The organism is Desulfobacter curvatus DSM 3379 (genome assembly GCF_000373985.1).
GTDB classification, from domain to species: domain Bacteria; phylum Desulfobacterota; class Desulfobacteria; order Desulfobacterales; family Desulfobacteraceae; genus Desulfobacter; species Desulfobacter curvatus.
In genome coordinates this window covers 1-25,240 of sequence record NZ_KB893056.1, presented here as the reverse complement: position 1 = coordinate 25,240, position 25,240 = coordinate 1, and the positions used below count along the sequence as shown (strand labels likewise).

Here is a 25,240-nt window from a genome sequence, read left to right as displayed (position 1 = left end):
CACGGTTTTCGTTTTTCAAACCGGCCTGTTATTCGCCTTTTTCGCTTGTATTAGTTTAAACAAATAGCAGCATATGGCCCAGTGACCCATGGCGATGTCATCATGGGTCTTGGATTGGGTTCAATGAGTTGTCATAATCCCATAAAAAGACGGTTACGGCAATGCCGCCCAAAAGGATTAAAAGGCTTCCGGCGATAAACACATAGGATACGCCTATCCAATCGAGGATGAGTCCGGAAAGGATGGGGGAGACGATAAACCCCAGTCCCCAGGCGGCGTCGTTGATACTCATAATGGATGCCATCCCCATGGTCTGTCCCAGCCGGCCGGTGATGACCAGTCCGCCGGGCAGAGACAGGCCGTTGGCCATTCCCATTAAGATGTTGAGTATGAGAATCGGGATAAATCCGTGAACAAAGGGCATGCCCAGGACTGTTATGCCGCAGGCAAAGGTGCCGGCGATGATCAGGTGCTTGGGATTGATCCGGTCGGCAAGTCTGCCGCTTATGCGTTGAAGGAAGGCAATCAAAAAGATGTTCATGGTTAAAATGATGCCCACCTGCGAACTTGACAGGTCTATCTGCATGGCTAAAATAGGCAGAAAGGTATAAACCGACCCTTGGCCGGAAGCAGCGAAAAATCGCATAATAAGGATACCGGCAGCTGTCTTGTTGGCTATTATTTTTCTGACAGGGTATGGTTTTGGCCGTTTTATATCGTTGAGATGGGCTTTGTCCGCCGGGAGGAAAACCGCCACCACCAAAGAAGTGATAAGGGCCAGGGCGCCCATGATGTAAAAAGCGGCATTAAATCCCAGGGTATCCCGGATCATACCGCCCATAGCAGGGCCGAAACCAAGGCCAATCATAATAGCCATGTTCACTGTTCCCATATAGAGCCCAAGTTTTCGGGGCGGTGCAATGTCCGCCGTCAGCGCCATGGCCACCGGCACTACCAGAAGCGAGGCAATGCCGTGAAGCAGCCTGATCAGGATCAGGGTTTCCGCATTTTTCGGCAGCACATAAAAAACAGAAAGAACCGCATAGAAGAACAGGCCGGATGCAATGAACCTTTTTCTGCCCCATTTATCCGATATCAGTCCGCTGAAAGGGCTTAAAAGGGTCCTGGAAATGTTGAAGCTTGCAACGATGAGTCCGACCAAAAATCCCCCGGCCCCAAGCTCCACCGCATAAACCGGAATCAAGGGCCATATGATGCCAAGCCCCATCATCGCCACCCCCACGGCAGTAGACAGGATAAAGAGAATAGCGGATTTGTTCATTTGGGATCATCCATGGATTTTTATGGCTACAGTTTTTTGATCAGCCGGATAAAAGTATGGATCTCTTCTTCGGTCAGGACTTTTAGGATCATGTCCACGACGCGCTGATGGGAAAGGTATTCCAGACGGTTGATATTGCGGCCCTTTTCCGTCAGTTTGATATAGTGAATGCGTCTGTCTTTGGTGCAGCGTGATTTTTCAACCACACCCAGATCAATGAGTTTGTTGACGATACCGGTGACAGAAGGTTTGGTGACATTCAACTCCTCGGCCAGTTCTCCACAGGTAATGTCCACGGTTCTGTCAATCATTTTCAGATAGTACAATTGATTGACCTGGAGTTCGGATACCCCCAGTTTTTCCGAGATTTCATGATTGCATTCCCGGCCCAGCCGACTGAATTTTCTTATGACTTCGTAGATTGGTTCCCTGTCCAAAACACCCCCGGATTTGTCAAAAACAGTTAGTTCATGCCTTATTAATAAATATTGTTTTTTTTGTCAATAAAAACACGAAACCCTATATCAAACAATCATACCAGATTGCAATGACCAAATGCCCCCGCATATAACCTGCGGTCAAAAAGAAAATATTGTTAGTTTCTATTGAACTAAATTAAATCATCCTTATTGTATGATCGTTACAACTCGATCAACCGACGCCAAAAGGAGAAATCAATGGTATCAATACCCGAGACCTCAACACATATTGTCGTACCCCTTACCCGGACCGTATTATTTCCGGAATCAGACCTGGAAATTAAGGTAAACAAGGCCCTGGGAAATCTACTCAAACAGCGCATGGATCAGGGGGAAAACCTGGCTGTCGCTTTGTCCGTCAAAGAAGGGTTCGATCCCGGACGCATGGATACAGATAAGTTCTTCTCGACCGGGACGTTGATGGAATTAAAATCCCACACGTTCAAAAGCGGCCATGATCTGTTCCGGGTGTACGGACGCTCACGGATCGCTGTTGAGTCCCTTAGAAAAACAGACAGCCAGGTGACGGCTGCGGTCACACCGGCACCGGACCATGCGGACATAGACCTGAAAAGCCGGAAACAGATGCTGGATTACATCAAGGATATCGCCCAGGAAATCAGCATTCAGTTCAAAGGTTCCGAAGCCTATGCCCGGCGCATCGGGCAGATGGATTCCATACCGGAGATTATGACGTATCTTTTGCCGTTCATCCCCATCGCCATGGAAGAAAAACAGCGGCTTCTGGAAACCGATTCATTCAAAGAGAGGGGAATCGCATTTATGGACATTCTTCTCAAGCACAAGACTTCGATCCTACTCCAGATTGAGATGGCGGAGAAATTTTCCAACCAGGCCAATGAAAAATATCGAAAGGCCTTTTTGAAAGAGCAGTTGAAACACATCCGCCAAGAGCTGGATGAAGGCTCACCCGAATCAAACGTCAAAAAGGATTATGCCCGACTGATCAAGGAGGCCGGCATGCCAGGGGAGGTGGAGCAGGTTGCCCTGGAAGAGCTGTCAAAATTAAAGGAACAGGGCCAGGGAAGCCATGAGACTCCTATCATAAAAAACTATCTTGACCTCCTGGTGGCGCTGCCCTGGCGGGTTACCGAAGAAAAGGATATCGACATTGATCATGCTGAAAGATTGCTTGATGACCATCATCATGGGCAGGTAAAAATAAAGGAACGGATTCTTCAACACCTGTCTGTGATGAAACTTAAAAAAGAAAAACAGGGTTCCATCCTGCTGTTGGTTGGTCCTCCGGGCACCGGGAAAACCAGCCTTGGGGCCGGCATTGCCAAAGCCCTGGACAGGAAATATATTCGGATCAGCCTGGGCGGTGTCAGGGACGAAGCAGAGATCAGAGGCCACAGAAGAACCTATATCGGTGCACTGCCGGGGCGGATCATCCAGGGCATGAAAAAAGCGGGTGAAAAAAACCCGGTGTTTGTTCTGGACGAAGTGGACAAACTGGTTTCGGCATTCCAGGGAGATCCGTCAAGCGCCCTGCTCGAAGTGCTTGATCCGGAACAAAACCACAGCTTTTCCGATCATTATCTGGAAGTCCCTTATGATCTGTCAGACGTATTTTTCGTTGCAACGGCCAATGATAAAAGAGGCATACCTGCACCGCTTTTGGATCGGATGGAGGTGATCGAAGTCTCCGGGTATACGGCCGGTGAGAAACTGTGCATTGCCAAAGATCATCTGATGAAACGGGTTCTCGAGGAACACGGCATCAAGAAATCTCAGCTTGAAATCACCGAAGACGCGTTAAAAGCGCTTATCGATCAATATACGGTTGAAGCAGGTGTCAGGGCCCTTCGCCGGCAGCTTGCCCGGGTGGCAGGATTTGCTTCCAGGAAGATTGTTTCAGGAACGGCCGATCAGCCTTATATTGTCACAGAGGACTCTCTGGAAGAGATTCTCGGACTTCCCAAAACAAGACACGATGTGGCCCAGGTGGACAATCCGCCAGGCGTGGTAACCGGCCTGGCCTGGACTCCCATGGGGGGCGAGATCCTCTTTATTGAAGCTGTCCATATGCCGGGAACCGGCAGATTGACCCTGACTGGTCAACTGGGTGACGTGATGAAAGAGTCAGCCACCATATCCATGGGGCTTTTCAGATCCCGGCTGGCGTTTGCCCTCAAGGATTTCGACTTTCAAAAAAATGACCTGCATATCCACATCCCTGCAGGGGCACTGCCCAAGGACGGGCCGTCAGCCGGGGTGGCCATGTTTACGGCCATCGCATCGCTGATCATGGGGCGTAAGATTGATCCAACGCTTGCCATGACAGGGGAAATTACCCTGAGGGGTCACATCCTGCCTGTCGGCGGCATCAAGGAAAAAGTCCTGGCCGCCCACCGGGCCGGCATGAAAAGAATCATCCTGCCGGAAGAGAACGAAAAAGACCTTACCGAGATTCCGGAAGAGGTGAGAGAACAATTGACTTTTGTGACGATTCATACGGTTGAGGACCTGATCAGGGAAACCATCGGTATTGATCTGCCCAAACCCGAAACACTCAGGCTCGGGACACTTCCCGAGAATTTGGCTGTGAGCCCGGTTTGCACAAAAGTCTGAACATAACTTTTTGATGGCCATAAATGGCTCACTTCCTCTTGCCATTGACAACCGGCCCCGGTGACCCGGCCCGGCCACAGGCACAACATGTTGTGCCTGTGGCCGGCTGGGCCATATTTAAAAATTTATCATTCTTTACATTGCCTTATCAATCAAGGCCCAGGTTGTCGTAGAAGTGCCGGCGTTTCATCCGGTACAGTGCCTTGTCTTCTTTGACCAGGTAGTAGTATTTGTTGTTTTTGTCATCAAAACATTCAAAAAGCCAGGTATAATCTTCTATGTCGGTAACATCACAGATCTTAGAAACATCATCGTTAAACCTCCGGCATACCGAAACCCAGTCCTCAATTTTTGAGTCTTTTTTGATGGTGATTGCCTTTGATGCCTCATCATATTCAGCCTGGATGGATTTCATGTTGATACCTCCAGATTTTAAAATTACGGGGCCAAAGAGGCCCAAGTTTATACAAATCACTTTAGCAGAACAGACCTTTTTGTAGAAATTTTATCAGAAACGCGGTGAGTTTTAAAACATTTTATCTGCAAGTCTCCCGCAACTAACTGGATTCTTTCTACCTTTATTGTGGGCCGGAACCTGGGCGCAGATATACCAGGTCGGCCCATGGCCGTTAGTTGATTGAATGTAAGTGCCTTTAAAAATAACGCTGCAACATTTAGGGCCCAATTATTGTCAGTTCAGCTTTTTTCTGATATTGAGAACGTCACTACGCTTTGTATGGCGTCATACCGGAAAATAATTAACGAATATATTTAAAAATAAAAGAATACATCACATGAAGTACTCACAGGCAAAACAAGGAAGAATATACATTATTCGTCTTGAAGACGGCGATATCATACATGAAGAAATTGAGAAGTTTGCCAATGAAAAAGCAATAAAAGCTGCGGCGTTAACCATTATCGGCGGTGCTGATAAAGACAGTAAGCTGATTGTCGGGCCAGAACATGGACGGACAGAATCAATTACGCCAATGGAACATATCCTCAATAATGTGAATGAAATTGTGGGAACCGGCACAATTTTTCCCAATGAAAAAGGAGAGCCCAAATTACATATGCACATTGCTTGTGGCAGAGAAGCGTCGACCGTAACCGGATGTATCCGTAACGGTGTCCGGACATGGCATATATTAGAGGTTATTTTATTTGAATTGATTGATACCGGCGCCGTCCGTGTATTTGATCCAACTACAGGATTCGAATTGCTCAATCCATAAATATCTTAAAATGACCCAAAGCAAAAAAGTATTCGCTTATTTCTTTAAAACAGGAGATTGATATTCTATCCAATTTCCCCTATCATTTCGACGGTCACCACCAGACCTGCAATCTGGATTTAACCGTTTTTCAATGCCTGTATAATTCAATGGGTTGAGTTGGCGGCGATCTGTTCCGGAACGTCTCTCTTCTTGGCCTCGGCGCTCTTTGTCTTTTTCCATCATGATACCCTCCTTTGCCAATACGGATTTTTGTGAGGATATGGAAATTATAATGGGTAGGAAGGAACCTGTCAAATAAACAGATGTCTGGTGCGAAAGTCTGTGTAACCCCCACAGATATTAAAGCTTTTGTTGTGGGTTGAGTCTATTCGTGTGTGGACCAGGCCAACCCATGACTGTTGTGTGATTGCCGATTGCATAAAATCTGTCGTCTTTTTAATCAAATGATTATGTGCTATTTTGACTTTTCTGCATTAAATTAATGGGAACGGTGGTCGAATGCCAATGCCGGTATTTTTTTACGTTTAGAAATACCCGGCATGTGAACAAATATTTCGACATTGGAGCTGGTAGCTTTAAGACTGGTTAAAAAGGACTTAAAAATGAGAAAAGAAAATATATTGGTTGGGATACTGGTGATGCTGACTTTGGGTGGCATCTATTTATACAACAGACTTGGGTCGGATTTGGGTTCCCAGGCGTATCAGGCAAACATCGGACCAGTTGCCGGCGAAGATGGAACTTCACAAAATTCATCAATGGCAGCGTCCCAAAATATTTCCTGGAATGATTATACCCCGGGCCTGGCCCTTGCCGGGAAAGAGGGTAAAAACATTTTTCTTTATTTCCATGCGGACTGGTGTGGATACTGTACTAAATTAAAAAAAGAGACCTTCACGGATGACCGGGTAAAAGCCTATCTGAACGATAATTTTGTCAGTATTGGTGTGAATACGGACAAGCGTGAAAAGTTGGCCCGGCAATGGGGGGTTCGGGGGCTTCCTACTCTGTGGTTTCTGGAACCGGACGGAACAAAAATCAATAGTCTGCCCGGTTTTGCCAATGCGGATCAGTTGTTCTCAATTTTGCAATATATCCACACCCAAAGCTACAAGAGCATGAGTTACCAGGAATATATCCAGCAAAAAAAGTCTTGATCAGACCTTCTGATAAATTCCTGCTTGAATCTCTAAAGGGATATATGATAGCGCAGATGTCTTGTTGATTGGTTTTTTTAGGAGAGTTGAATATGATACGGGTCGGCATTATTGGCGGATCAGGACTGGATGATCCTGATATTCTGGAAAATTGTAAAAAAAATGAAGTAGACACCCCTTATGGTACGCCTTCATCAGATATCATGTCCGGTCTGATCAATGATACCCGGGTATTGATTCTGGCAAGACACGGGCGCAAGCATCAGTACAGCCCCACCCAGGTGAACAACCGGGCAAATATATACGCCCTGAAACAGGCCGGAGCCACGCATATTATTGCCACAACCGCCTGCGGCAGCCTGAGAGAGGAAATCGACCGGGGCCATTTTGTGATTCTGGATCAGTTCATTGATTTTACCCGGTTTCGTAAAAATACTTTTGCCGATTCTTTTGAACACGGTGCGGTTCACACGGCCATGGCCCACCCTTTTGATGACTTCCTGCGCAATGTGCTGTATAAATCTGCCACGGATCTTGGACTGAATGTCCATGACAAGGGATGTGTGGTGACCATTGAAGGCCCCCGGTTTTCAACCGTGGCGGAATCCAGGATGTTCAGGTTGTGGGGTGCGGATGTCATCAATATGTCCACGGCACCCGAGGCCATGCTGGCTAATGAGGCGGGCATCCCCTACGCCGCCGTGGCTATGGCCACCGATTATGACTGCTGGAAACAGGATGAGGCCCCGGTCACCTGGGATGAAATTTTATCCGTATTCAACAAAAATGCCGATAATGTTAAACAATTGTTCATCAACGCTGTTTCACAAATACCGCTCATGGACGGACCCAGGTTCACGGCTTAAAAAATATGAAAACACCTACTGGGACTTTAATGTAATTTTATATATGGATGTAGAGGAGAATCAACAGGCAATGGATTTAAAACAGAACATCAGAAGCATTCCGGATTGGCCCATCGAAGGCGTTGTTTTCAGGGATTTGACCACATTGATGCAGGACCCCAAGGCATTTAGATATTCGTGTGATATCCTCTATGACCGTTATAAGGACAAAAATCTTGACAAGATGGTCGGCATTGATGCCAGAGGCTTTGTGTTTGGTGCTGTGGTGGCCTATCGCCTTGGTATCGGTTTTGTTCCGGTGCGCAAGAAAGGAAAATTGCCCCATAAAACCATTGAGCAGAGCTACAGCCTTGAATATGGGGAAGGCATCCTTGAAATGCACAAAGATGCTGTTACCCCAGGCGAAAAAGTGGTCATTGTGGACGATCTCATTGCCACCGGCGGCACGGTGGGCGCTACGGTCAAACTGGTAAAGCAGCTTGGGGCGGATCTGCTGGAATGCGCTTTTGTTGTGGAACTGCCTGATCTTAAGGGCCGGGATCAGATTCCCGGCTGTCCTGTGTTCAGTATTACTGAGTTTGAAGGAGAATAAATAAAGGAACGGGGGAGGGCGCGGATTCATGAAAATTAACTTTACAAATTTGGGCTTACAGGTGACGGCCTTCCTGGTTTTTGTGTTTTTTTTCATTCCGGCAGGGTGCGGGTTTGATAAAGCCGGACACATGAGGCACAGTCCGGACCTTATGGAACAGTACCGGGAAAAAACGCTTCCTGAACAGTTATCCTATTTTTATTGCGGCCGGAAAAATTTGCCCTATGCCGTGGTGGGTATTGACCCGGCCTATTCTTTTGAAACGAAATTCTGGTTTCCCATTGAGTTCGGGCCTGACCTTTATCGCAAAATTGACCATTTAAGTCATCTGGAACCCAACCAGAACAGAATGTACGCCCGGTCCATTTTGGGTCCGGCCGGAAACACAATCGGTGTGTGGTTTTCCTTTTATCATTCCACAGGTGTGATTGTGGATGATGCAAATCATAAGATCAAAGTGTTCAACCCCTACAAGCCTGAATCCGGGCCATATCATATGTATCGTTAAGGGTTTTGGGACAGTGCCATGCTCAATCTGATCAAAAGCAACCGCATGGAAAATTTGGCCCGGGCCCTTTGCTCCGTAATCGGTGAGGGGCCAGGCAATCCCATTTTACCCGAATTCATCGGCATCCAGTCCAGGGGCATGAAACAATGGCTTTCCCAGGAGATCGCCCGTCACTTCGGGGTTTGCGCCAATGTGCGTTTCATGTTTCCCCGGCAGATGCTTGAATATATCCGGGAGGTTAGCTGTGAACACCAGGGTATGGGCCCGCCTGAATCGGGCTTGTTGAACCGGGACGTGATGGCCTGGGCTGTTCTGGACGCACTTATGGACAAGGCATCGGAACCGCCCCAGACCGATAATGGCATTTTGGGTCCCCAAACATACCTTGAACATGACGACACCGGCACCAAGGCCATGGCGTTAAGCCGAAGAATTGCAACTGTTTTGGATGATTACCAGGTATACCGTCCGGACATGCTGGCGGACTGGGGCAGGGGAGAAAGCCAGAAGTCTGAAGATCCCCATGCCCTGTGGCAGGCTGTGTTGTGGCAGAATTTAATCAAAAAAGGCATGTCTCTGCCTGACCAGATGCAGGCCTGTGTTGCCGCATTTGAAGCCGGTGCCGGCAATACCATGGCGCTGCCCCGGCGCATATCCCTTTTCGGGATCTCTGCTATGCCACCGTTTTTTCTGGACTTTTTTAATATGTTGGGCCGAAATATAGATGTTTTTTTGTTTTTGCTCACACCTACCCACCACTTCTTTTTTGATCTGCCGTCGCCCCGGCAACAGGAAAAAGATGCATTGAAAAACAAGGCCGTTTCAGAGCTGCCCGAAGAGGGTAATCCCCTGCTGGGTGCCCTGGGCCAGGGCAGCAGGGAGATTCAGGGGCTGTTGGAAAATTTTGACTATGACGAGCCCCTGGGTGATCTGTTTGCCGACCCGGCTGAAAAGGATTCCATTGACCCAGACCCTGCCTGTATGCTCAGGGTCGTCCAGTCCGATATCCTGAATCTTGTCCGGCGGGGTAAGGGCAGGGCAGATGCCCCCATGGCTGTTTCACCCGGCGATGATTCCCTGGCCGTTCATGCCTGCCATTCACCCATGCGCGAAGCCCAGGTGCTCAAGGATCTGATCCTGGATGCATTCAATCAAGATCCTGGTCTTTGTCCCCATGATGTGGTGGTGATGATGCCGGATATTGAGGCCTATGCCCCTTTTCTGGAGGCTGTGTTTTCCCAGTCGCCGGGTTTGCCTTTTACCGTATCAGACCGCCGCCGACGTTCCGAATCCCTTACCCTTTCCGCCTTTTTAGATATCCTTGACATGAGAGAAGGGCGTCTTGAAAAATCAAAGATCATGGGACTTTTATCCTCTCCTGTCATTGCTGATAAATTCGGCCTGACCATGGGAGACCTGGATCTTGTTTCCGCCCTGTTTGACAGTGCCGGAATCTTGTGGGGCAAGGACGGTGCCCACCGCCAAAGAATTTTGGGCCAGCCCTATGAACAAAATTCCTGGACCTTTGGCCTGAACCGGCTCATGGCAGGGTTTGCCCTGCCCGAAGCAAGTACCGAGTTTGTCAATGATGTACTTCCCTGTGACGGGTTTGAAGGGCTGGAAGGGGAGATTTTAGGAAAATGCGCCCATTTTATTCATTCTTTGTTCAAGGCCCTGGATTTGATGGACTCCCCCGGTACGGTCCGGGAATGGGCCACCCGGTTCCGGACCATGATTTCGGATATGCTGGTAAAGGATCTTGGCAATGACGGGGATATGGCTGTGTTGCTCAATGCCCTGGATGATATTGAGAAGCAGGGCGGCCAGGCCGGGTTTGAAAAATCGATCTCTTTTTCGGCTGTTCGCCTGGCTCTGACCGCCAAGCTTGATGTGAATATTTCCCAGGGCAGTTTCCTTTCCGGGGGGATCACATTCTGTAATCTTATGCCCATGCGCAGCATTCCGTTCAAGCTTGTCTGCCTGATGGGCATGGATGCCCAAAATTTTCCCAGGGCAGGCAGCTCCCCCGGATTTGACCTGATCCGCCAAAATCCCAGGCTCGGGGACAAGCAGGAACGTCAGGAGGATTGTGAGCTTTTTCTGGAGGCGTTGCTGTGCGCACGTCTCAAGATTATCATTACCTATACCGGCATGCGCATCAGTGACAACTTGCCTGTCCCCGTTTCCTCGCCTGTGGCTGAATTAATTGATACCGTAGAAAACAGCTTTGCCTTTCCCCAGGGGTTCCAATGGCAGTTTGCCCATCCGTTGCACCCGTTCAGTCCGCTCTATTTTTCTGATACCCGTGGCCCCGGATATTTTTCCTATTCAAATGCCCAGTGCCGGATCTGCAGCAGCCAAAGTATCAGAAATAATGGGGATGATATCGCAGCATCTTCTTCTTGCTTCCGGGCCCCGGACGGTGACAACGTCCTGCTGCAACACAATTCGGAAGAGATACCCGTGATTGCACTTTCCGATCTCATCTCTTTTTTCAGGCATCCTGTCCAATATTATGTCACCGGAACCCTGGGCGCGGTCTATCCGGAACCGGGACAGATACCCGATGAACGCGAACCTTTCAAGCTGTCCGGACTGTCCCTTTACCAGTTGGGGAACCTGGCTGTTGAGAACCGTGAAGGTTTTGATCTTTACCCCATGGTTAAAGCCCAGGGCCGGCTGCCCTTTGGCACCAAAGGCGAACAGGAATGGGCCAGAATCAATGGGCTTGCAGAACCTGTGAAACATCTGGCCCAAAATGAAATTCCGGACGCAGCCCCAAGCACACTTGACTTGTATTTACAAACAGATTCCTGCTGCATCACAGGCCGGGTGACCGATGTGTATGACCCGGGCCGGGTCGTGACAGGCTTTGGTAAACTGAACCCGTCCCGGCTGCTGACCCAGTGGATTATGCATCTGGCCTATTCTTGTGTTGAAGGCCATGGCGGCACCACCGTGATGATTGGCCAGGACCCCAAGGGCCGCAAGCCTGTGGTGAAGTTTGAATTTTGTTCTGTTCAAGGAAAACCCCGGGCCCAGGAATTGCTTTTGGATTTGGCCGGATATTACCTGGATGGACAGGCAAGGGTTTTCCCCTTTTTTACGGATCTTTGTTTCCAGTTGGTTTCGGATTTGTCCTCACGGGACTATGACCTGTCGGCACCCTCTCTGGCAAAGGCCTTAAATAAATGTGCCGGTTTGTGGTACAACAGTTTTAATTCAACCGGGGAAAGTTTTAACCGGTACACCGCCCTTGTTTTTGGGCAGGACAATCCCTTTTCCGATCCGTCAACCCTTGAACATTCCAAGGTGCTGGATGCAGGCCTTGCCGTGTTCAGGCCCATGCTGGAACATTTAATATCATGAACAGACCTGCTGTGCCGTTGCCCCTTGACCCCTTTGCCCTGGATCTTGAAAAGATCAGCTTGATCGAAGCCAGTGCAGGAACCGGAAAGACATATACCATCACCACGCTGTTTGTACGGTTGGTGGCCATGGGGTATAAGGTGGAATCCATCCTGGTGGTGACATTTACCGAGGCGGCCGCCGCAGAGTTGAAACTAAGAATCCGTAAACGCCTGGTTCACTGCCTGATGGTTCTATCCGGCCAGGAAAATGACGAATACACGCCGGATGATCTCACCGGTTTTCTGGGAAGACAAAAGGATGCAGACCACATCCGTCAGTTGCTTCGTCTTGCGGTGACCTGTTTTGACCAGGCCGCCATTATGACCATCCACTCGTTTTGCTTTTCCGTACTCAGGGAAAATGCCTTTGAAAGCAATGCCCATTTTGACATAGAACTTATGGTGGACAACCGGGGTTTTGTCGACCAGGTGGTCCGGGACTTTTTTTCAGGCCGTATCAATCATCTGGATCCATTGTTTTTATCTTTTTTGGATCGGAATAATATTACCCCGGATACCTTTGGCAAGGGCCTTGTTCAGGCTGCGTCCCGGCCGGAAATAAAAGTGGTGCCTGAACCGCAGGTGTTTCAAGAGGAGCAACTTCAAGAAATCTGTAACAAATACAACGATACCGTCAAATTGGCAGGAGAAATCCTGAACCGGGAGTTGGAATGCATACGGGAACTGATTCAGACCCATGCCGGGATAGACAAACGAAGTTATAATAAAAAGAATCTGTCCAACTGGCTGGGTGCCAGCCAAAAGAAATTTGAAACAAGTTGCGGCGCCACTCTGCTGTTTGACATGAGTGAAAAAGGCGATGCCCTGTATAAATTTACCCGGACCCGGCTGTCGGAGAAGACTAAGGCCGGCCATACCCCGCCGACCCATGATTTTTTTGACCTTTGCGATCATCTGCTTGATCTGTCCCGATCCATAGCTGAAAATCTCATTGCATTAAAATATCTGTTTCTTGATGATTATGCCGATGCCCTGGCCGCCATGAAGCAAGGGCAGGGCGCCTGTTTTTTTGATGATTTGATCAATGATCTTGCAGCCGCCCTGGACGGGCCGGGTGGCCATGCATTGAAAACGGCCGTGAGAAAACGGTTCCATGCCTGTCTCATTGATGAGTTCCAGGACACGGACCCGGGCCAGTACAAAATTTTTTCCATTTTGTTTTCAGACCCAGGCACGCCATTTTTTATGATCGGCGATCCCAAACAGGCTATCTACGGTTTCAGGGGCGGTGATATTTTTACCTATATGACTGCGTCAAGGGCCTGTGACCAAAGTTTTACCCTGGCAAAAAATTACCGTTCCGCACCGGCCATGGTGCAGGCCGTGAATACCATCTTTTCATCAACGGATAATCCATTCGGGTTTAAACTCATTCCTTTTTTGCCTGTGGGAACACCCGAAACTGCCATAGACCGACTGGTGTGCAACGATATACCTGTGCCGCCGGCCACCTTTCTGGTTGTGGATACACAAGGATTACCCGGTAACAAAAACGGTGTAATCAATAAGACAGATGCCCGGGATCTCATATTAGAGATCTTTGCAAAGGATATGCTTTCCATTTTAAAGAATCCTGATGTCTGTCTGCGGGACAAAGACGCTTCGGCGGATAACGGTGCGGCAACCCCCGTGACACCAGGGGATATGGCCGTACTGGTGCGTACCAATTCCCAGGCCGAGGCTGTGCAAAAGGCCCTTGTGAAACGCGGTATTCCCTGCTTTTTATCCAAGACCGGATCGGTCTTCGACTCCATCCAGGCCCGGGAGCTTTATGACATCCTCTGCGCAGTGGCGCGCCCCGGGGATATGGGGCTGATCAAGGCGGCTTTGGTCTCTTCGGTATACCTGGCCGATGAGGCGTTTTTAAAAATCATGAATACCGATGACACCCTCGCAGGCACCTGGCAGGACAGGTTTGCGGGCTACAGGCGGATCTGGGAGGAAAAGGGGTTTGTTGCCATGATCAGCGCCCTTTTATACCAGGAGGACGCGCTGCCTTGCCCTTGTGCCCATATGGATGAACGGGGCCTGACCAATGTGTTTCATTTAAAGGAGCTTCTGGCCCAGGCCGCCATGAACCTGGGCAAGGAGACACCGTCCCGGATTGCCACGCTCATTGAATGGTTTCGAAAACAGTTGTTTGAGCAGACCCGGCAGGCGACCGCTGATGAACTGCGCCTGGAAAGTGATGCCCGGGCCGTGGCCATCGTCACCATTCACAAAAGCAAAGGGCTTGAATATCCCATCGTGTTCCTGCCTTTTTTGTGGCACGCCGGCACTGTAAAGGATAGCGGTTCTCCTGTCTTATTCCATGACCCGGAAGAGAATCATGCCCTGGTGCTGGATTTGGGCTCGGATGACCGGGAGCGGGCTGTGCAGCTGAACCGGGATGAAGCGGCGGCTGAAGATATGCGGTTGCTCTACGTGGCCCTGACCCGGGCTTCGGCCGGTGTAAGGATCTACTGGGGTGGTTTTGCAGGCATTGAAGGTTCGGCGTTAGGGCGTCTTTTGCAACCCGGCGGTTTGGGGAAAGACCAGTCTCTGTCTACAGACCTTGAACCATTGAATAAGAAATTAGACCAAAGCATCGACGTCGTCATAATTGAACCCGATGCCCTGCCCGACGGCGTCTTTGATAATCAAACGGTCCGGGATACGGGTTTTTCCCCAAGAAGCATGACCCGGAAGATTTCCCCTGTATGGCGGGTATCAAGCTATTCCGCCCTTGCTGCAGGGCAAAGCCATGATCCTGTGCAGGATGGGCAAAAGGAGCGGCAGGAGCCGAATCCCGATCTTTTTTTGACCGATGCTGCACCTGCCATGGATATTGTGCCTTTGTCCACCTTTCCCAAGGGGCCGGGGGCAGGCGATTTTTTCCATAAGGTATTTGAAGAAATTGATTTTTGTAATCCCGCCACCATTGAGCCCTCTGTTGCCGGCAACCTTGACCGGTTTGGATTTGCTATGCCCAAGGCAGTTCCGGATATCTGCGATGCGTTTAAGGGCGTTTTATCCGCCCCCCTTGATACGGGGCAGGGGCGGTGTTTTTCCCTGGATCAGATTACGTTGAACCATCGGCTGGTGGAGATGGAATTTAATATCACCCTGGACAGGTTCAGTTTGCCGGCCCTTGGCAAGCTGTTTGAACAGTTTGAAACCGTTGAAGAAAATCAGAAAATCGCCGGATATGGTGCCAGAGTGTCGTCCATGCGGGTATCCGGGTTTAAAGGGTTTTTAAAAGGATTCATCGATCTTGTGGTCTGCCATGAAGACCAATGGTATATCCTGGATTACAAGTCCAATTACCTGGGGCCTTGTTTCAGTGACTATAATCCTGCAGCTGTGACCGCGGCCATGATCAGTCACGATTACATCCTGCAATATACCCTTTACCTTGCGGCCCTGGACAGGTATTTACAGTTGCGCCTGGAAGATTATAATTATAAGGACCATTTTGGCGGCGTCTTTTACCTGTTTATCCGGGGGATGGCTAAGGACAAAAATACCGGGATCTATTTTCACAGGCCCGGCAATGAGTTTATGAAACGGTTGAGAACACTTTTATCCTAAATCTCAGGAGGAACAATGACCTTTTTGTTGAATCTGCTCTGGTTTGTACTTGGCGGAGGATGGGCTGCGGGCCTTTTATGGATTTTCACCGGCTGTATTCTGATGCTTACGGTTGTGGGGATTCCCTTTGGCTGGGCTGCGTTTAGAATTGCGGGCTTTGCCGCCTTTCCCTATGGCAAGACACTTGTGGATGCCCGGGCCGTGGGCGAGGAGGTGATAACCGGCACGACCCTGGCGAATATTTTGTGGATCGTCTTTGCGGGGATATGGCTGGCCATCTCCCACATCTTAGCCGGAATCTCTCTTTGCATGACTATTATCGGCATCCCTTTCGGGTTTGCCCATTTCCGGCTGGCAGCCGTATGCTTTGCCCCCTTGGGGAGACGTACGGTTTTGATTTGATACATAATGCCGGCGGTTTTTTAGTTTTTCCTGGTGTTTTTTGTCTGGGGATATGGAGGATATTGGATTGTCGAACAGAAGAAAAAACAAAAAGACACGTTCCCACCTAAAGGAAAGAAGGTCTCAACATTTCAAATTGCTTGAATATGAGATTACAATGGAACCTATTCATGACAGGCATTATATGAGATTGCCCGATCATATAAAGGATAAGATTGATGACCTTTATGATCTTGTACAAGAAAAGCCTGATCAAACAGTGATATCGGATTTAGAGGCTCTAATTGAAAAATATCCCAAAGTGCCGGTGCTGTATAACTATCTTAGCGCAGCATACTCTCGGTCAGGCGATAAGGAAAAATACCAAGAGGCTATCAAGAAAAATTATAAACTCAATCCTGATTATCTGTTTGCACGGCTGAATTATGCCGAGTTATTTGCCCAGCAAGGGAGTTATGAAAAAATTGCAGAAATATTTGACCATAAATTTGACTTAAAACTGCTATACCCAAAACGCAAAAAATTTCATTTAACGGAAGTTGCTAATTTCATGGCGTTTATTGGGATATATTTTTTAAAAACGGGAAAAAAGGAACTTGCGGAACAGTATTATAAAAGTATTGCTGAAATTGCATACGATTATCCAATGGTACAAAAGTTACGCAAACAATTGTATCCTGGTTTTTTCAAACGCACATTTTGCAAAATGATTGGAAACCGTTGATAACCTGTTAGCTCAATCACAAGATCCGATCCTTTTGCCGGTGATTTGAGTCTTGATGGTCATATTTCCTGCTTGTGGTCCCATTTCCATTGTCATTACGCCCGCAAAAGAATCTTCAGAATACGTCATTTTTCCCGTAGTTGTGACTTTTTGGCCTTGTTGGTTGCATTCCATAGTCCAGGTCAATGTGTTCCCATCCTCTTGCATGTCTAATATTTCGCAGCCCTGATCTCCCATGGATTTATCCGGTACCGGCTTTTCCTGTGTAAGGCACTGGGTGACGGTCTGCGCGGGCATAGACATCCCCGGCATTTCTATTTTTGATGTAATTTCATATTTTCCAGGTTTAAAATCCATGCAATTTGCTGAAAAGGGTGAAAAAATAATAAAAGACAAAAAAACGATTGGGATAATTTTTTTTATCATGATATTTGCTCCGGTATTTATTTTCGATGTCCAATCAATTAGATTAAAATAAGTTTCAAGTCAATACGAATCCTGTTGGCATTGTAAGAGTGGTCACCCTGGAATGAATTTGACATCCATCCCAATAATGTGCCATATGTATTTTATATTAATACGATAGCAAAATAATATCCGGTTTCTTTCAGACATTAAATCGTTTCCTTAAAAAGAACCAAGGGAATATATGGTTCATTCTTAAAGGTAAGCCTATATATGGACAAATTACGCCAGTCCCTTCGCGCTAACGTCAAACTCATGAAGTCCGAGATCACCCGCTATGCGTTGTTCGGCACCCTCATAGCCTTTGGTGCTCTTATCTTGGCCACGGCCATCAATGCCTATCTCCAGTCAGGGGAAATTACCATTCAAGCCATGATTGAGGCACAGAAAACCAACGTCACCCTCTGGATCATGGATGCCATGCCCTTTATATTTGCCTTTTGGGGCCAGTACACCAGTACGATCATGGCCTATGAAGCAGGCTCCATCGTCATGGAACAGACCGCGGACCTTCGGAATCTCACTGTTGAACTTGAACATAAAGCAGTACACGAATCCACCCACGATACCCTCACCGGCCTGCCCAACCGCACGCTGCTTTACGACAGGCTGAACCATGCCATCCAGATGGCATCCAGACGTAAAACCAGTCTGGTGCTGATGATTCTGGATCTTGACGAATTCAAGCAGGTTAATGAAACCCTGGGCCATTACAGCGGGGACCAGCTTTTATGCCAGGTAGTTTCCCGGCTCCAAATCATCATACGAAAATCCGATACCCTTGCCAGGGTTGGAGGCGATGAGTTTGCCATTCTTCTGGATATGAGTACCCACAGGGAAATGGTGCTCAATATTGTCAAAAAACTGCAAAAAATATTTATGGAACCCTTTTCCATAGAAGGCCTTGATATAGAGGTAATGGCCAGTATCGGTATCGCCTCTTTCCCGGATCACGGCATGGAAGCCGACACCATTATGCAACGGGCAAACCTGGCCCTGGTCAATGCCAAGCAGAACACCAAGAAATTTGCCGTATATAATAAAGATATGGACAAAGGCAGCCCAAAACGCATCACCATGATGGGGGAACTGCGACACGCCATCGACACCAATGAGCTGATGGTTTATTACCAGCCAAAAGTCAATCTGGCCCAGGACCGGGTCGGCAGTGTAGAAGCCCTGGTCCGCTGGCAGCACCCTGAGCACGGATTCCTTTCACCGGACGAATTCATCCCCATGGCCGAGCGGACCGGGCTGATCCGGCCCCTGACCATCTGGGTACTAAATGCTGCCCTTAAACAAGGGGAAAAATGGCATAAAAAAGGACTGAAAATAGGTATCGCCGTCAATTTGAGTCCTGCCGCTCTTCTGGATACGGAACTGCCCGACGTCATAGTGGGCATGCTCTCACTCTATGAAATCCCGGCCAGGTACATTACCCTTGAGGTCACCGAGGGGTCCATGATCAAAGACCCGGACCTGGCCCTGAAAATTCTCAGCCGGCTGGCAGAGCTGGACATTAAAATTTCCATTGATGATTTCGGCACTGGATATTCGTCTCTGGCCTATCTGAAAAAACTGCCGGCAAAGGAATTAAAAATAGATAAATCATTTGTTATGGACATGCTGGAAAGTGAGAGTGATGCTGTCATTGTCAAGTCCATCATTGACCTGGGCCATAACCTGAGCATGAAAGTTGTGGCCGAAGGGGTTGAAAATAAAGAGACCGCCGTGAAACTGAAAGCACTGGGATGTGATATCATCCAGGGATTTTACTTTTCCAAGCCTCTGAACCACGAGGCCTTGATCCAATGGTTGGGTGAAAAACGGCAGCCCATCAACTAATCAACTACCTCAAGTTTTCAAAGAGCGAATTAATTCCGCCATGGCAGTTTGGGCCTGGGATAGGGCGGTTTCAGGATTGTCTGCCCGGGCCGCCCAGAACGCCGCTTCATTGGCCGCGCCTGATATGATATGGGCCAGGGCATCAACGGGTAAGGGATTCGTCACACTGTTATCGAACCTCGGCATTTCAATAGAATTGTATGGATTGGTCCCGATATAATAACCCTGTTTAATGCTCCAATTAAATATCCTTTTAACCAATACGAGCACCTGTTTGATTGTGGCCGGTGCATATGGTTTGCCCCTCGGAGTCATTCTGGTATACATAGTATTTATGATGGCCTGAACATGGTGAGGTATTACCCGATCCAGTTTATAGCCACTGATATGTTTTTCTATGTGGTTGTGGTAGCGCGCCGCATCATCATGCCAGGATTTCTTATTCTGCTTTGCCCACTTCAGATATTCCGGCCAGACTTCAGTGATGGTCATGATTTCAAATTGAATCTTGATGTCCTCTTCAACGCCCTTAGTCTTATACTGAAGCTCTATTTTGTTTGCCATATTAAGTCTGGGGACGGTCTTAGACTTCCATTTACCAGAAGGTAATTTCACACGAACCCGATAAAACCGATTAGACCCGGTAAGACTCCGACCACATTTACGACATTCTTTAGTGCCTATTTTCATAGATGATTTACAGGGCTGACAGAACAGATTGATTGCCATTTTAACCCCTTTGGGGTGTCAACATAGTGTCAACTCGACCCGGTATTTTGGTTAAAATGGGACTCAGAGAAGAAACAAAAAGGGCCTTGAAGAAACCTTCAAAACCCTTTATATTAGTGCATTTCGGTTATTTTCATGTGGCGCGCCCGGCGCGATTCGAACACGCGGCCTACGGATTAGAAGAACTTACCTCCGAGCTTCCTTATTTCCTTGATATACCTGAAAGCCCTTATTTAATAGGGCTTTTCAAATTCCAGACTTTTTCCAATTTTTTGCCATTTTAGCACATTTCGGAATAAGTTTCTCACATGACTCTCACACAGATTCCCACAAAAAAGCTGTTCTCATACCCTCAAATTCCTACCTTTCCCGGATCATTTTGGACGGTCTGGACGATAACTATTCCAAAACTTTTTTCCTGAAGAGCTAATTTTACTTCGGCTGAGTTCTGGGTAGGACCCAAAAAGTTATAGGGGTACTTCCAACATCTCCCTTACTGATTGAGCAGAAGCTCACATCATTAACCACCTGAGTTGAGGCGGTAAGATAAACCGCCCTCCAGGAAATTGAAGGAGATTATTATGGAAATTTCAATCGACAAATTCATCCAAGGACCCTTTGAAAATGAAACTATGGATTTATTCAAGACCAAAGACGACATCACCTACGCAACCATTCGGGGCCGGATACGCAACCATTCGGGGCCGGAATTTTAACATTCAAGGTTCCAAATTTAAAGATTTCATTAACAAAAAATATTTTGAAACCTTTGAAATTTTTCTTCCCAAAGGAGACCTCATGGAGATCATTGATAATTGTGATAACTTTGCCAGACTATTTGGTGAAGTTAAGCCTGTGTTCCGGCGCATTGGCAGAACCCCAGATGCCATCTATATTGATCTGGGCACCCCTGGTTTCGACGTTATTGAGATCACCGGGGAATCTGTCCGGGAAATTCAGAATCCTCCCGTGAAGTTCATTCGGTCTAAAATACAACTGCCGATCGAAGGCGCAAAGATAGACGCCCAATCTGAAGACCTCAATCTGCTTAAAAAATACGTCAAGTTTAAGGCGGAAAACGACTTCATTCTGTTTGTGGCCTGGTTAATGTCCTGTCTGAATACTGACGGCGGATATCCTCCTCTGTTTCTGGTTGGCGAGCAGGGCTCCGCAAAGAGCACCGTCTCCACCTTGATTAAAAATCTGCTGGATGAGTCTACTGTCCCTTTGAGAAACTTGTCCACAGGCATGAGAAACCTCATGATCGCTGCCAGTAACGATTTCATTCTTTGCTATGATAACCTGTCAAAGATTACGGATAAACAATCCGACAACCTTTGTAAGCTTGCCACGGGTGCCGGATTTACAACCAGGAAACTTTACACCACCAACGAAGAGATCCAACTTCTTTGCAAAAATCCGATTGTTATTAACAGTGTCGCCATGTCCCCAACAAGACAGGACCTGGCTGATCGTTCCATCATTGTTGAGCTGGCCTTTATTTCACCAGAGGAGCGTAAAACGAGCAAGGAAATCTGGGAATCCTGGAAACAAGATCGCCCTGCCATCCTGGGAGCATTGTGCAAAGGGGTTTCTGCAGCCTTGAGGAATTTTGACCAAGTGTCAACGGAGAATTTGCCCAGAATGGCTGATTTTGCCAAATGGGTTATTGCCGGAGAAGACGGACTCCCTTGGGAAAATGGTACCTTCCTGAAAACCATGCAAACCATGAGAACGACCTTGGTCGAAGAGTCTATTGATGCCGATTCCACCGCTTTGGCCGTACTCAAGTTCATGAAAGACCGGAATAATTGGAAAGGGACTGCTACGAGCCTTTTGGCTGATCTGGTCATGTGTATTGAACCGGATAAACAAAAATACCCACAATTTCCAAAGCTCCCGAATCATCTGTCCCGGAATCTTAAACGGATTTCCGCCTTTCTTCGGGAAAAAGGCATTCTGTTCGAGAAGGAGCACTCCGGGAGTCGCTCAATCAGCTTAACAAAGATAATCCAAAATGGAGAGCCTGCGCTCAAAGAAGAAACGCCTAAACGAGATCTGGATGACCGTGTGGAAACAGTTCAAAAAGTGATGTCAGCCAGACAGGAATCTAAGGACTTGGCAGACGATTCGGGCAAGGAAAAAGCCTCAACCGCCACAGCAGCAAGCTTCTAAACAACAACCAAGGTGACCGGTCATCCATTGGAGGTGGCCGGTTTATCCATTATATAAAGGATTTTTAATATGATAGACATCAAAAGCATCAACAACGGAGAGCTCCTCAACGGAAACTCTGCCGTTGAACTAAAAAGAGTGCCTTCGGACTCAATAGATGTGGTTATGACTGACCCTCCATACGGGCTCGAATACGACAAATATAAATGGGACAAGGATCTCCCAGAGGTTGGTATCTGGGTTGAAACCCTTCGGGTCCTGAAACCTGGTGGGTTTGCTTTCATCATGTGCTCTCCCCGGCAGGATCTACTCAGCTTCCAGATTATGATTCTGCGCAAAGCGGGCTTTTTCATCAATTTCACATCTCTGTACTGGATCTACAAGACCGGCATGTCCAATGCCCGGAAAATACAAACTGAGCAAGCCAATGACGATGCCCAGAAAAATCTTGAGAATGCCTATGCAGGCTTTCAGCCCAGGCCTGCCACTGAAGTCATTCTGGTTACTATGAAGCCTCTTTCCGAGAAATCTTATACGGCCCAAGCCCACACCAACAGGAAAGGCGTGACATTTCTCAATGATTGTATGATCCCGATTATAAATAAGGATGGGAAAGTTGAAAAGCGGCAGATGTCCAATATCATTGTCAGCGATTTGGCTTTAGACCCGTTCGGCGATGACTGTGGAGAGATCGAATGTGCAGACTCAAAGGGAAACTCTCACCGGTTTTCCCTGGATAGCTGGGCTAAACACACTCTGCCGTATTTGTTTGCTGCAAAACCATCAAAACGGGAAAAGGACTTCGGATTAGATAACCTGCCAGAAAATAAACGGGAAATACGTCGCCAAGGGCTGAAAAGCCACAACGTTCCCATGCTCCCCAGACCCACCGCACGGAAGAATATCCATCCAATGGTAAAACCCCTGAAGCTGATGTCCTACCTGATTGCTTTAGGCTCCAGGCAAGAGGATTTAGTCCTGGACCCATTTTGTGGATCTGGGACCACCTGTCTGGCGGCATGGTTGCTCGGAAGAAAATTTATCGGTATTGAACTTGAAAAAGAATACTTTGAGATTGCCAAAGAACGCCTTAAAAATGTTTCCGGTGGAATTAAAAAACCGAAGCCTTTGGCATCAGGTAAAATTCAGAGATTATCAGATTTTAAATCCTTCGAGCTTCAATCACAAGGCGGTCCAATAATAGACGTATCAGGCGAAAAAGGATTGGTGGAAGCCATCCATTTTGCACTTAATAACCCGTCCACTACCTCCGTGGAGGCTCATGGATTCAAAATTACAGGCTATAAAAAACAAAACCTTGAGCAGCAAAAAGAGCCTGACAATGTCCAGGACTGGGCCGACAAAGGAATTAACATCTCCCGTGGCTGCAGCAATGACTGCCGGTACTGCTACGCCAGGGAAGAATCCGTCCGCCGTCATGGCAACACAGTTAAAAACTGGCCGAAAGAAAAACTCAATCCCAAAATAATCAACAAAGGCTGGCGAGTAAGCAGTAAGCGGTTGATGTTCCCTTCGACACACGACATCACCCCAGGCACCTATGATGCCTGTGAGACTGTTTTGAAAAAACTTCTCAAGGCGGGAAATAAGGTTCTGGTGGTATCCAAGCCCCGGCCTGATCTGATTGAAAAGCTGTGTGACGCGATCGCACCCTATAAAAGCCAGGTTATGTTCCGATTCACCATTACCGCCATGGACAATGACGTACTTGGGTTCTGGGAACCCAATGCACCCACCTATGAGGATCGTAAAAAAGCCCTTGCTCTGGTCAAGGAAAAAGGTTTCAGGAACTCTGTCAGCATAGAACCCATGCTTGATTTCCCAAATGTGGGGAATCTGATTGAAGACCTACGGCCTCATACTACGGACTGCATGTGGGTAGGTCCCATGAAAATGGTCAGGAAACGGGTGGTCAATGACAGTCCCCAAGTTGAAAAGGCGATTGTTAAAATCATTACCGACCAGACCCCGATGAAACTTTTGCCAATTTATACACGGTACAAAAACGATCCCATGATCAAGTGGAAGGGGCACTATCGGAAACAACTTCGCAAACTCAAGGTTGAAATCCCACCTCAGAAGGATGACTGGCGAGACCGTATTCCAGAATAATCTTCAGGCAATTTAACCCACATCATACAGCCGGGTTTTTACGCCCGGCTGTTTCTATTTTTTTCAACAAAATCATCCTGCGACACTAAAAGTCGTACGGCGACAGTCAAAGTCTCCCATCCTTTGTGAAAGCAATTTTAACGATGCCGGGACAACAAAGGTCAATGGGGCTGAAAAGGCCTGGCACACTTTGCAAGGAGACTAAATCATGAGTTTAAATAAATATTGTAAATTCAAAATCAAGGATATCGAAAAACAAAGCCTTAAACATAAACGTAACGAGAAAAATACTCGGGCGCTAAGGAGGCAGCAAAAAGAATGTTGGAATGGTAGTTTACATTCAGGATCAATTTATTATGCTTTACCGAGTTCCGTGAAGAAGTCTGACACAGCTCTACAAGAGGCTATTCAACAACGATTAAAACGGTAAATTTAAATTTTCCTCCCGGTTGCCCAAACAGCAGCCGGGGGGGGGGCAACTTACCCTCAATGATCTCAATTTTCACCCTGATAATTTTGCCACGCCTGCTGCCAGCAACCAAAAAATGAAAAGCGTGTGTAACGGGGTGCCTGTAATCGGTTACAGGAGGTGTAATGGGTGTAACGGATTTTAGACAGATCGTGTAAAAAAGCATCTCAATATCGCCAAAAACTTAATAATATCAAGGTTTTTTAAATTACGATCGGACCATAAGGGCAGATGACAAAGTACCAGAGTGGTTAAAGTTTTTTTAAAGATTTACAGGGTTCTAAATGGTACTGAATTTTTCTTTTATCCTTGGGAAAGGCCACTTTATACAAGGGTTATTTGAGGAAAATTATCGACGATTTAAAAATTCGGTGGTATTGATCGCTTCTACCAGACCCGTATTTCTTTGATCCTTATAATGTAAGTCGATGTAAAATTGGTTGGTGGCGGGCCGGTCAAGACCCGCCTATTCTGCGACAATTATCTTGTCCGGTTGACGACAATTACCTTGACCGGTTTGTCGTGATAAAACCCCAGACACTAAAATTCACTTAATTGGAGGTGCAATCCCGTGTCG

General features: G+C 47.5%; 21 protein-coding genes. 15 read left to right on the top strand and 6 right to left on the bottom strand.

Annotated features, from left to right (window positions below; genetic code table 11):
* Positions 1-100 precede the first annotated feature (100 nt).
* Both B147_RS0112150 and B147_RS0112145 read right to left on the bottom strand, forming a co-directional pair.
* Positions 101-1,282 (bottom strand): MFS transporter, encoded by a 1,182-nt coding sequence (locus tag B147_RS0112150; RefSeq protein ID WP_020587474.1) that lies wholly within the window; start codon positions 1,280-1,282, stop codon positions 101-103.
* Positions 1,283-1,308: 26 nt separating this feature from the next.
* Positions 1,309-1,719, bottom strand: coding sequence for a MarR family winged helix-turn-helix transcriptional regulator (locus B147_RS0112145; protein WP_020587473.1), 411 nt, complete (start codon positions 1,717-1,719; stop codon positions 1,309-1,311).
* 240 nt (positions 1,720-1,959) lie between these two features.
* On the opposite strand from B147_RS0112145, the gene lon reads away from it, so the two are divergent.
* Positions 1,960-4,356: an endopeptidase La gene (lon, locus tag B147_RS0112140; RefSeq protein ID WP_020587472.1), complete on the top strand. Its 2,397-nt coding sequence runs from the start codon at positions 1,960-1,962 to the stop codon at positions 4,354-4,356.
* A gap of 148 nt (positions 4,357-4,504) precedes the next feature.
* Here lon and B147_RS0112135 read toward each other — a convergent pair whose 3' ends face one another.
* Entirely contained in the window at positions 4,505-4,771 is a 267-nt protein-coding gene (locus tag B147_RS0112135) for a hypothetical protein (RefSeq protein ID WP_020587471.1), read from the bottom strand.
* Positions 4,772-5,150: 379 nt separating this feature from the next.
* Between B147_RS0112135 and B147_RS0112130 the strand changes: the two genes are divergently transcribed.
* On the top strand, positions 5,151-5,594 hold the full coding sequence (locus B147_RS0112130; protein ID WP_020587470.1) for a PPC domain-containing DNA-binding protein: 444 nt from the start codon (positions 5,151-5,153) through the stop codon (positions 5,592-5,594).
* A gap of 36 nt (positions 5,595-5,630) precedes the next feature.
* Here the strand turns inward: B147_RS0112130 and B147_RS0112125 are convergent, their stop codons facing one another.
* Positions 5,631-5,819, bottom strand: a complete 189-nt coding sequence (locus B147_RS0112125) for a hypothetical protein (protein WP_020587469.1) — start codon at positions 5,817-5,819, stop codon at positions 5,631-5,633.
* Between the two features lie 380 nt (positions 5,820-6,199).
* Between B147_RS0112125 and B147_RS0112120 the strand changes: the two genes are divergently transcribed.
* The 8 genes from B147_RS0112120 (at position 6,200) to B147_RS0112085 (ending at position 16,847) form a co-directional block, all read left to right on the top strand.
* On the top strand, positions 6,200-6,754 hold the full coding sequence (locus B147_RS0112120; protein ID WP_020587468.1) for a thioredoxin family protein: 555 nt from the start codon (positions 6,200-6,202) through the stop codon (positions 6,752-6,754).
* A 92-nt stretch (positions 6,755-6,846) separates the two neighbouring features.
* Complete coding sequence (gene mtnP / locus B147_RS0112115; RefSeq protein ID WP_020587467.1) at positions 6,847-7,620, top strand: S-methyl-5'-thioadenosine phosphorylase; 774 nt, start codon at positions 6,847-6,849, stop codon at positions 7,618-7,620.
* A gap of 70 nt (positions 7,621-7,690) precedes the next feature.
* Positions 7,691-8,212, top strand: coding sequence for an adenine phosphoribosyltransferase (locus tag B147_RS0112110; RefSeq protein WP_020587466.1), 522 nt, complete (start codon positions 7,691-7,693; stop codon positions 8,210-8,212).
* A gap of 28 nt (positions 8,213-8,240) precedes the next feature.
* Positions 8,241-8,720, top strand: a complete 480-nt coding sequence (locus B147_RS0112105) for a hypothetical protein (RefSeq protein ID WP_020587465.1) — start codon at positions 8,241-8,243, stop codon at positions 8,718-8,720.
* 18 nt (positions 8,721-8,738) lie between these two features.
* Entirely contained in the window at positions 8,739-12,089 is a 3,351-nt protein-coding gene (gene recC / locus B147_RS0112100) for an exodeoxyribonuclease V subunit gamma (RefSeq protein WP_020587464.1), read from the top strand.
* Positions 12,086-15,721: an exodeoxyribonuclease V subunit beta gene (recB, locus tag B147_RS0112095; protein WP_020587463.1), complete on the top strand. Its 3,636-nt coding sequence runs from the start codon at positions 12,086-12,088 to the stop codon at positions 15,719-15,721. Before recC ends, recB begins: the two co-directional genes overlap by 4 nt.
* 15 nt (positions 15,722-15,736) lie before the next feature.
* Positions 15,737-16,123 (top strand): YccF domain-containing protein, encoded by a 387-nt coding sequence (locus B147_RS0112090; protein WP_020587462.1) that lies wholly within the window; start codon positions 15,737-15,739, stop codon positions 16,121-16,123.
* 157 nt (positions 16,124-16,280) lie between these two features.
* Positions 16,281-16,847, top strand: coding sequence for a hypothetical protein (locus B147_RS0112085; RefSeq protein WP_157237868.1), 567 nt, complete (start codon positions 16,281-16,283; stop codon positions 16,845-16,847).
* A 12-nt stretch (positions 16,848-16,859) separates the two neighbouring features.
* Here B147_RS0112085 and B147_RS0112080 read toward each other — a convergent pair whose 3' ends face one another.
* On the bottom strand, positions 16,860-17,204 hold the full coding sequence (locus tag B147_RS0112080) for a DUF3617 domain-containing protein (protein ID WP_169400714.1): 345 nt from the start codon (positions 17,202-17,204) through the stop codon (positions 16,860-16,862).
* Positions 17,205-17,525: 321 nt separating this feature from the next.
* On the opposite strand from B147_RS0112080, the gene B147_RS0112075 reads away from it, so the two are divergent.
* Complete coding sequence (locus B147_RS0112075) at positions 17,526-19,157, top strand: putative bifunctional diguanylate cyclase/phosphodiesterase (protein WP_020587459.1); 1,632 nt, start codon at positions 17,526-17,528, stop codon at positions 19,155-19,157.
* Between the two features lie 9 nt (positions 19,158-19,166).
* On the opposite strand, the gene B147_RS32460 is transcribed toward B147_RS0112075, so the two are convergent.
* Complete coding sequence (locus B147_RS32460) at positions 19,167-19,721, bottom strand: hypothetical protein (RefSeq protein WP_020587458.1); 555 nt, start codon at positions 19,719-19,721, stop codon at positions 19,167-19,169.
* A 746-nt stretch (positions 19,722-20,467) separates the two neighbouring features.
* Between B147_RS32460 and B147_RS33180 the strand changes: the two genes are divergently transcribed.
* The 4 genes from B147_RS33180 (at position 20,468) to B147_RS0112045 (ending at position 24,624) form a co-directional block, all read left to right on the top strand.
* Entirely contained in the window at positions 20,468-20,602 is a 135-nt protein-coding gene (locus B147_RS33180) for a hypothetical protein (RefSeq protein WP_020587456.1), read from the top strand.
* An 82-nt stretch (positions 20,603-20,684) separates the two neighbouring features.
* A complete protein-coding gene (locus B147_RS30280; protein ID WP_020587455.1) occupies positions 20,685-22,061 on the top strand; it encodes a hypothetical protein in 1,377 nt (458 codons plus the stop codon).
* Between the two features lie 69 nt (positions 22,062-22,130).
* Positions 22,131-24,194, top strand: coding sequence for a DNA methyltransferase (locus B147_RS28245; protein WP_020587454.1), 2,064 nt, complete (start codon positions 22,131-22,133; stop codon positions 24,192-24,194).
* Positions 24,195-24,402: 208 nt separating this feature from the next.
* The gene (locus B147_RS0112045) at positions 24,403-24,624 is read left to right on the top strand and encodes a hypothetical protein (protein ID WP_020587453.1); all 222 of its coding nucleotides are present in this window, start codon (positions 24,403-24,405) and stop codon (positions 24,622-24,624) included.
* Positions 24,625-25,240 lie beyond the last annotated feature (616 nt).

Coding starts and splice junctions, on each gene's coding strand:
- B147_RS0112150 (WP_020587474.1), bottom strand. CDS start 1,282: ATGAACAAATCCGCTATTCTCTTTATCCTGTCTACTGCCGTGGGGGTG.
- lon (WP_020587472.1), top strand. CDS start 1,960: ATGGTATCAATACCCGAGACCTCAACACATATTGTCGTACCCCTTACC.
- B147_RS0112135 (WP_020587471.1), bottom strand. CDS start 4,771: ATGAAATCCATCCAGGCTGAATATGATGAGGCATCAAAGGCAATCACC.
- B147_RS0112130 (WP_020587470.1), top strand. CDS start 5,151: ATGAAGTACTCACAGGCAAAACAAGGAAGAATATACATTATTCGTCTT.
- B147_RS0112125 (WP_020587469.1), bottom strand. CDS start 5,819: ATGATGGAAAAAGACAAAGAGCGCCGAGGCCAAGAAGAGAGACGTTCC.
- B147_RS0112120 (WP_020587468.1), top strand. CDS start 6,200: ATGAGAAAAGAAAATATATTGGTTGGGATACTGGTGATGCTGACTTTG.
- mtnP (WP_020587467.1), top strand. CDS start 6,847: ATGATACGGGTCGGCATTATTGGCGGATCAGGACTGGATGATCCTGAT.
- B147_RS0112110 (WP_020587466.1), top strand. CDS start 7,691: ATGGATTTAAAACAGAACATCAGAAGCATTCCGGATTGGCCCATCGAA.
- B147_RS0112105 (WP_020587465.1), top strand. CDS start 8,241: ATGAAAATTAACTTTACAAATTTGGGCTTACAGGTGACGGCCTTCCTG.
- recC (WP_020587464.1), top strand. CDS start 8,739: ATGCTCAATCTGATCAAAAGCAACCGCATGGAAAATTTGGCCCGGGCC.
- recB (WP_020587463.1), top strand. CDS start 12,086: ATGAACAGACCTGCTGTGCCGTTGCCCCTTGACCCCTTTGCCCTGGAT.
- B147_RS0112090 (WP_020587462.1), top strand. CDS start 15,737: ATGACCTTTTTGTTGAATCTGCTCTGGTTTGTACTTGGCGGAGGATGG.
- B147_RS0112085 (WP_157237868.1), top strand. CDS start 16,281: ATGGAACCTATTCATGACAGGCATTATATGAGATTGCCCGATCATATA.
- B147_RS0112080 (WP_169400714.1), bottom strand. CDS start 17,204: ATGGATTTTAAACCTGGAAAATATGAAATTACATCAAAAATAGAAATG.
- B147_RS0112075 (WP_020587459.1), top strand. CDS start 17,526: ATGGACAAATTACGCCAGTCCCTTCGCGCTAACGTCAAACTCATGAAG.
- B147_RS32460 (WP_020587458.1), bottom strand. CDS start 19,721: ATGGCAAACAAAATAGAGCTTCAGTATAAGACTAAGGGCGTTGAAGAG.
- B147_RS33180 (WP_020587456.1), top strand. CDS start 20,468: ATGGAAATTTCAATCGACAAATTCATCCAAGGACCCTTTGAAAATGAA.
- B147_RS30280 (WP_020587455.1), top strand. CDS start 20,685: ATGGAGATCATTGATAATTGTGATAACTTTGCCAGACTATTTGGTGAA.
- B147_RS28245 (WP_020587454.1), top strand. CDS start 22,131: ATGATAGACATCAAAAGCATCAACAACGGAGAGCTCCTCAACGGAAAC.
- B147_RS0112045 (WP_020587453.1), top strand. CDS start 24,403: ATGAGTTTAAATAAATATTGTAAATTCAAAATCAAGGATATCGAAAAA.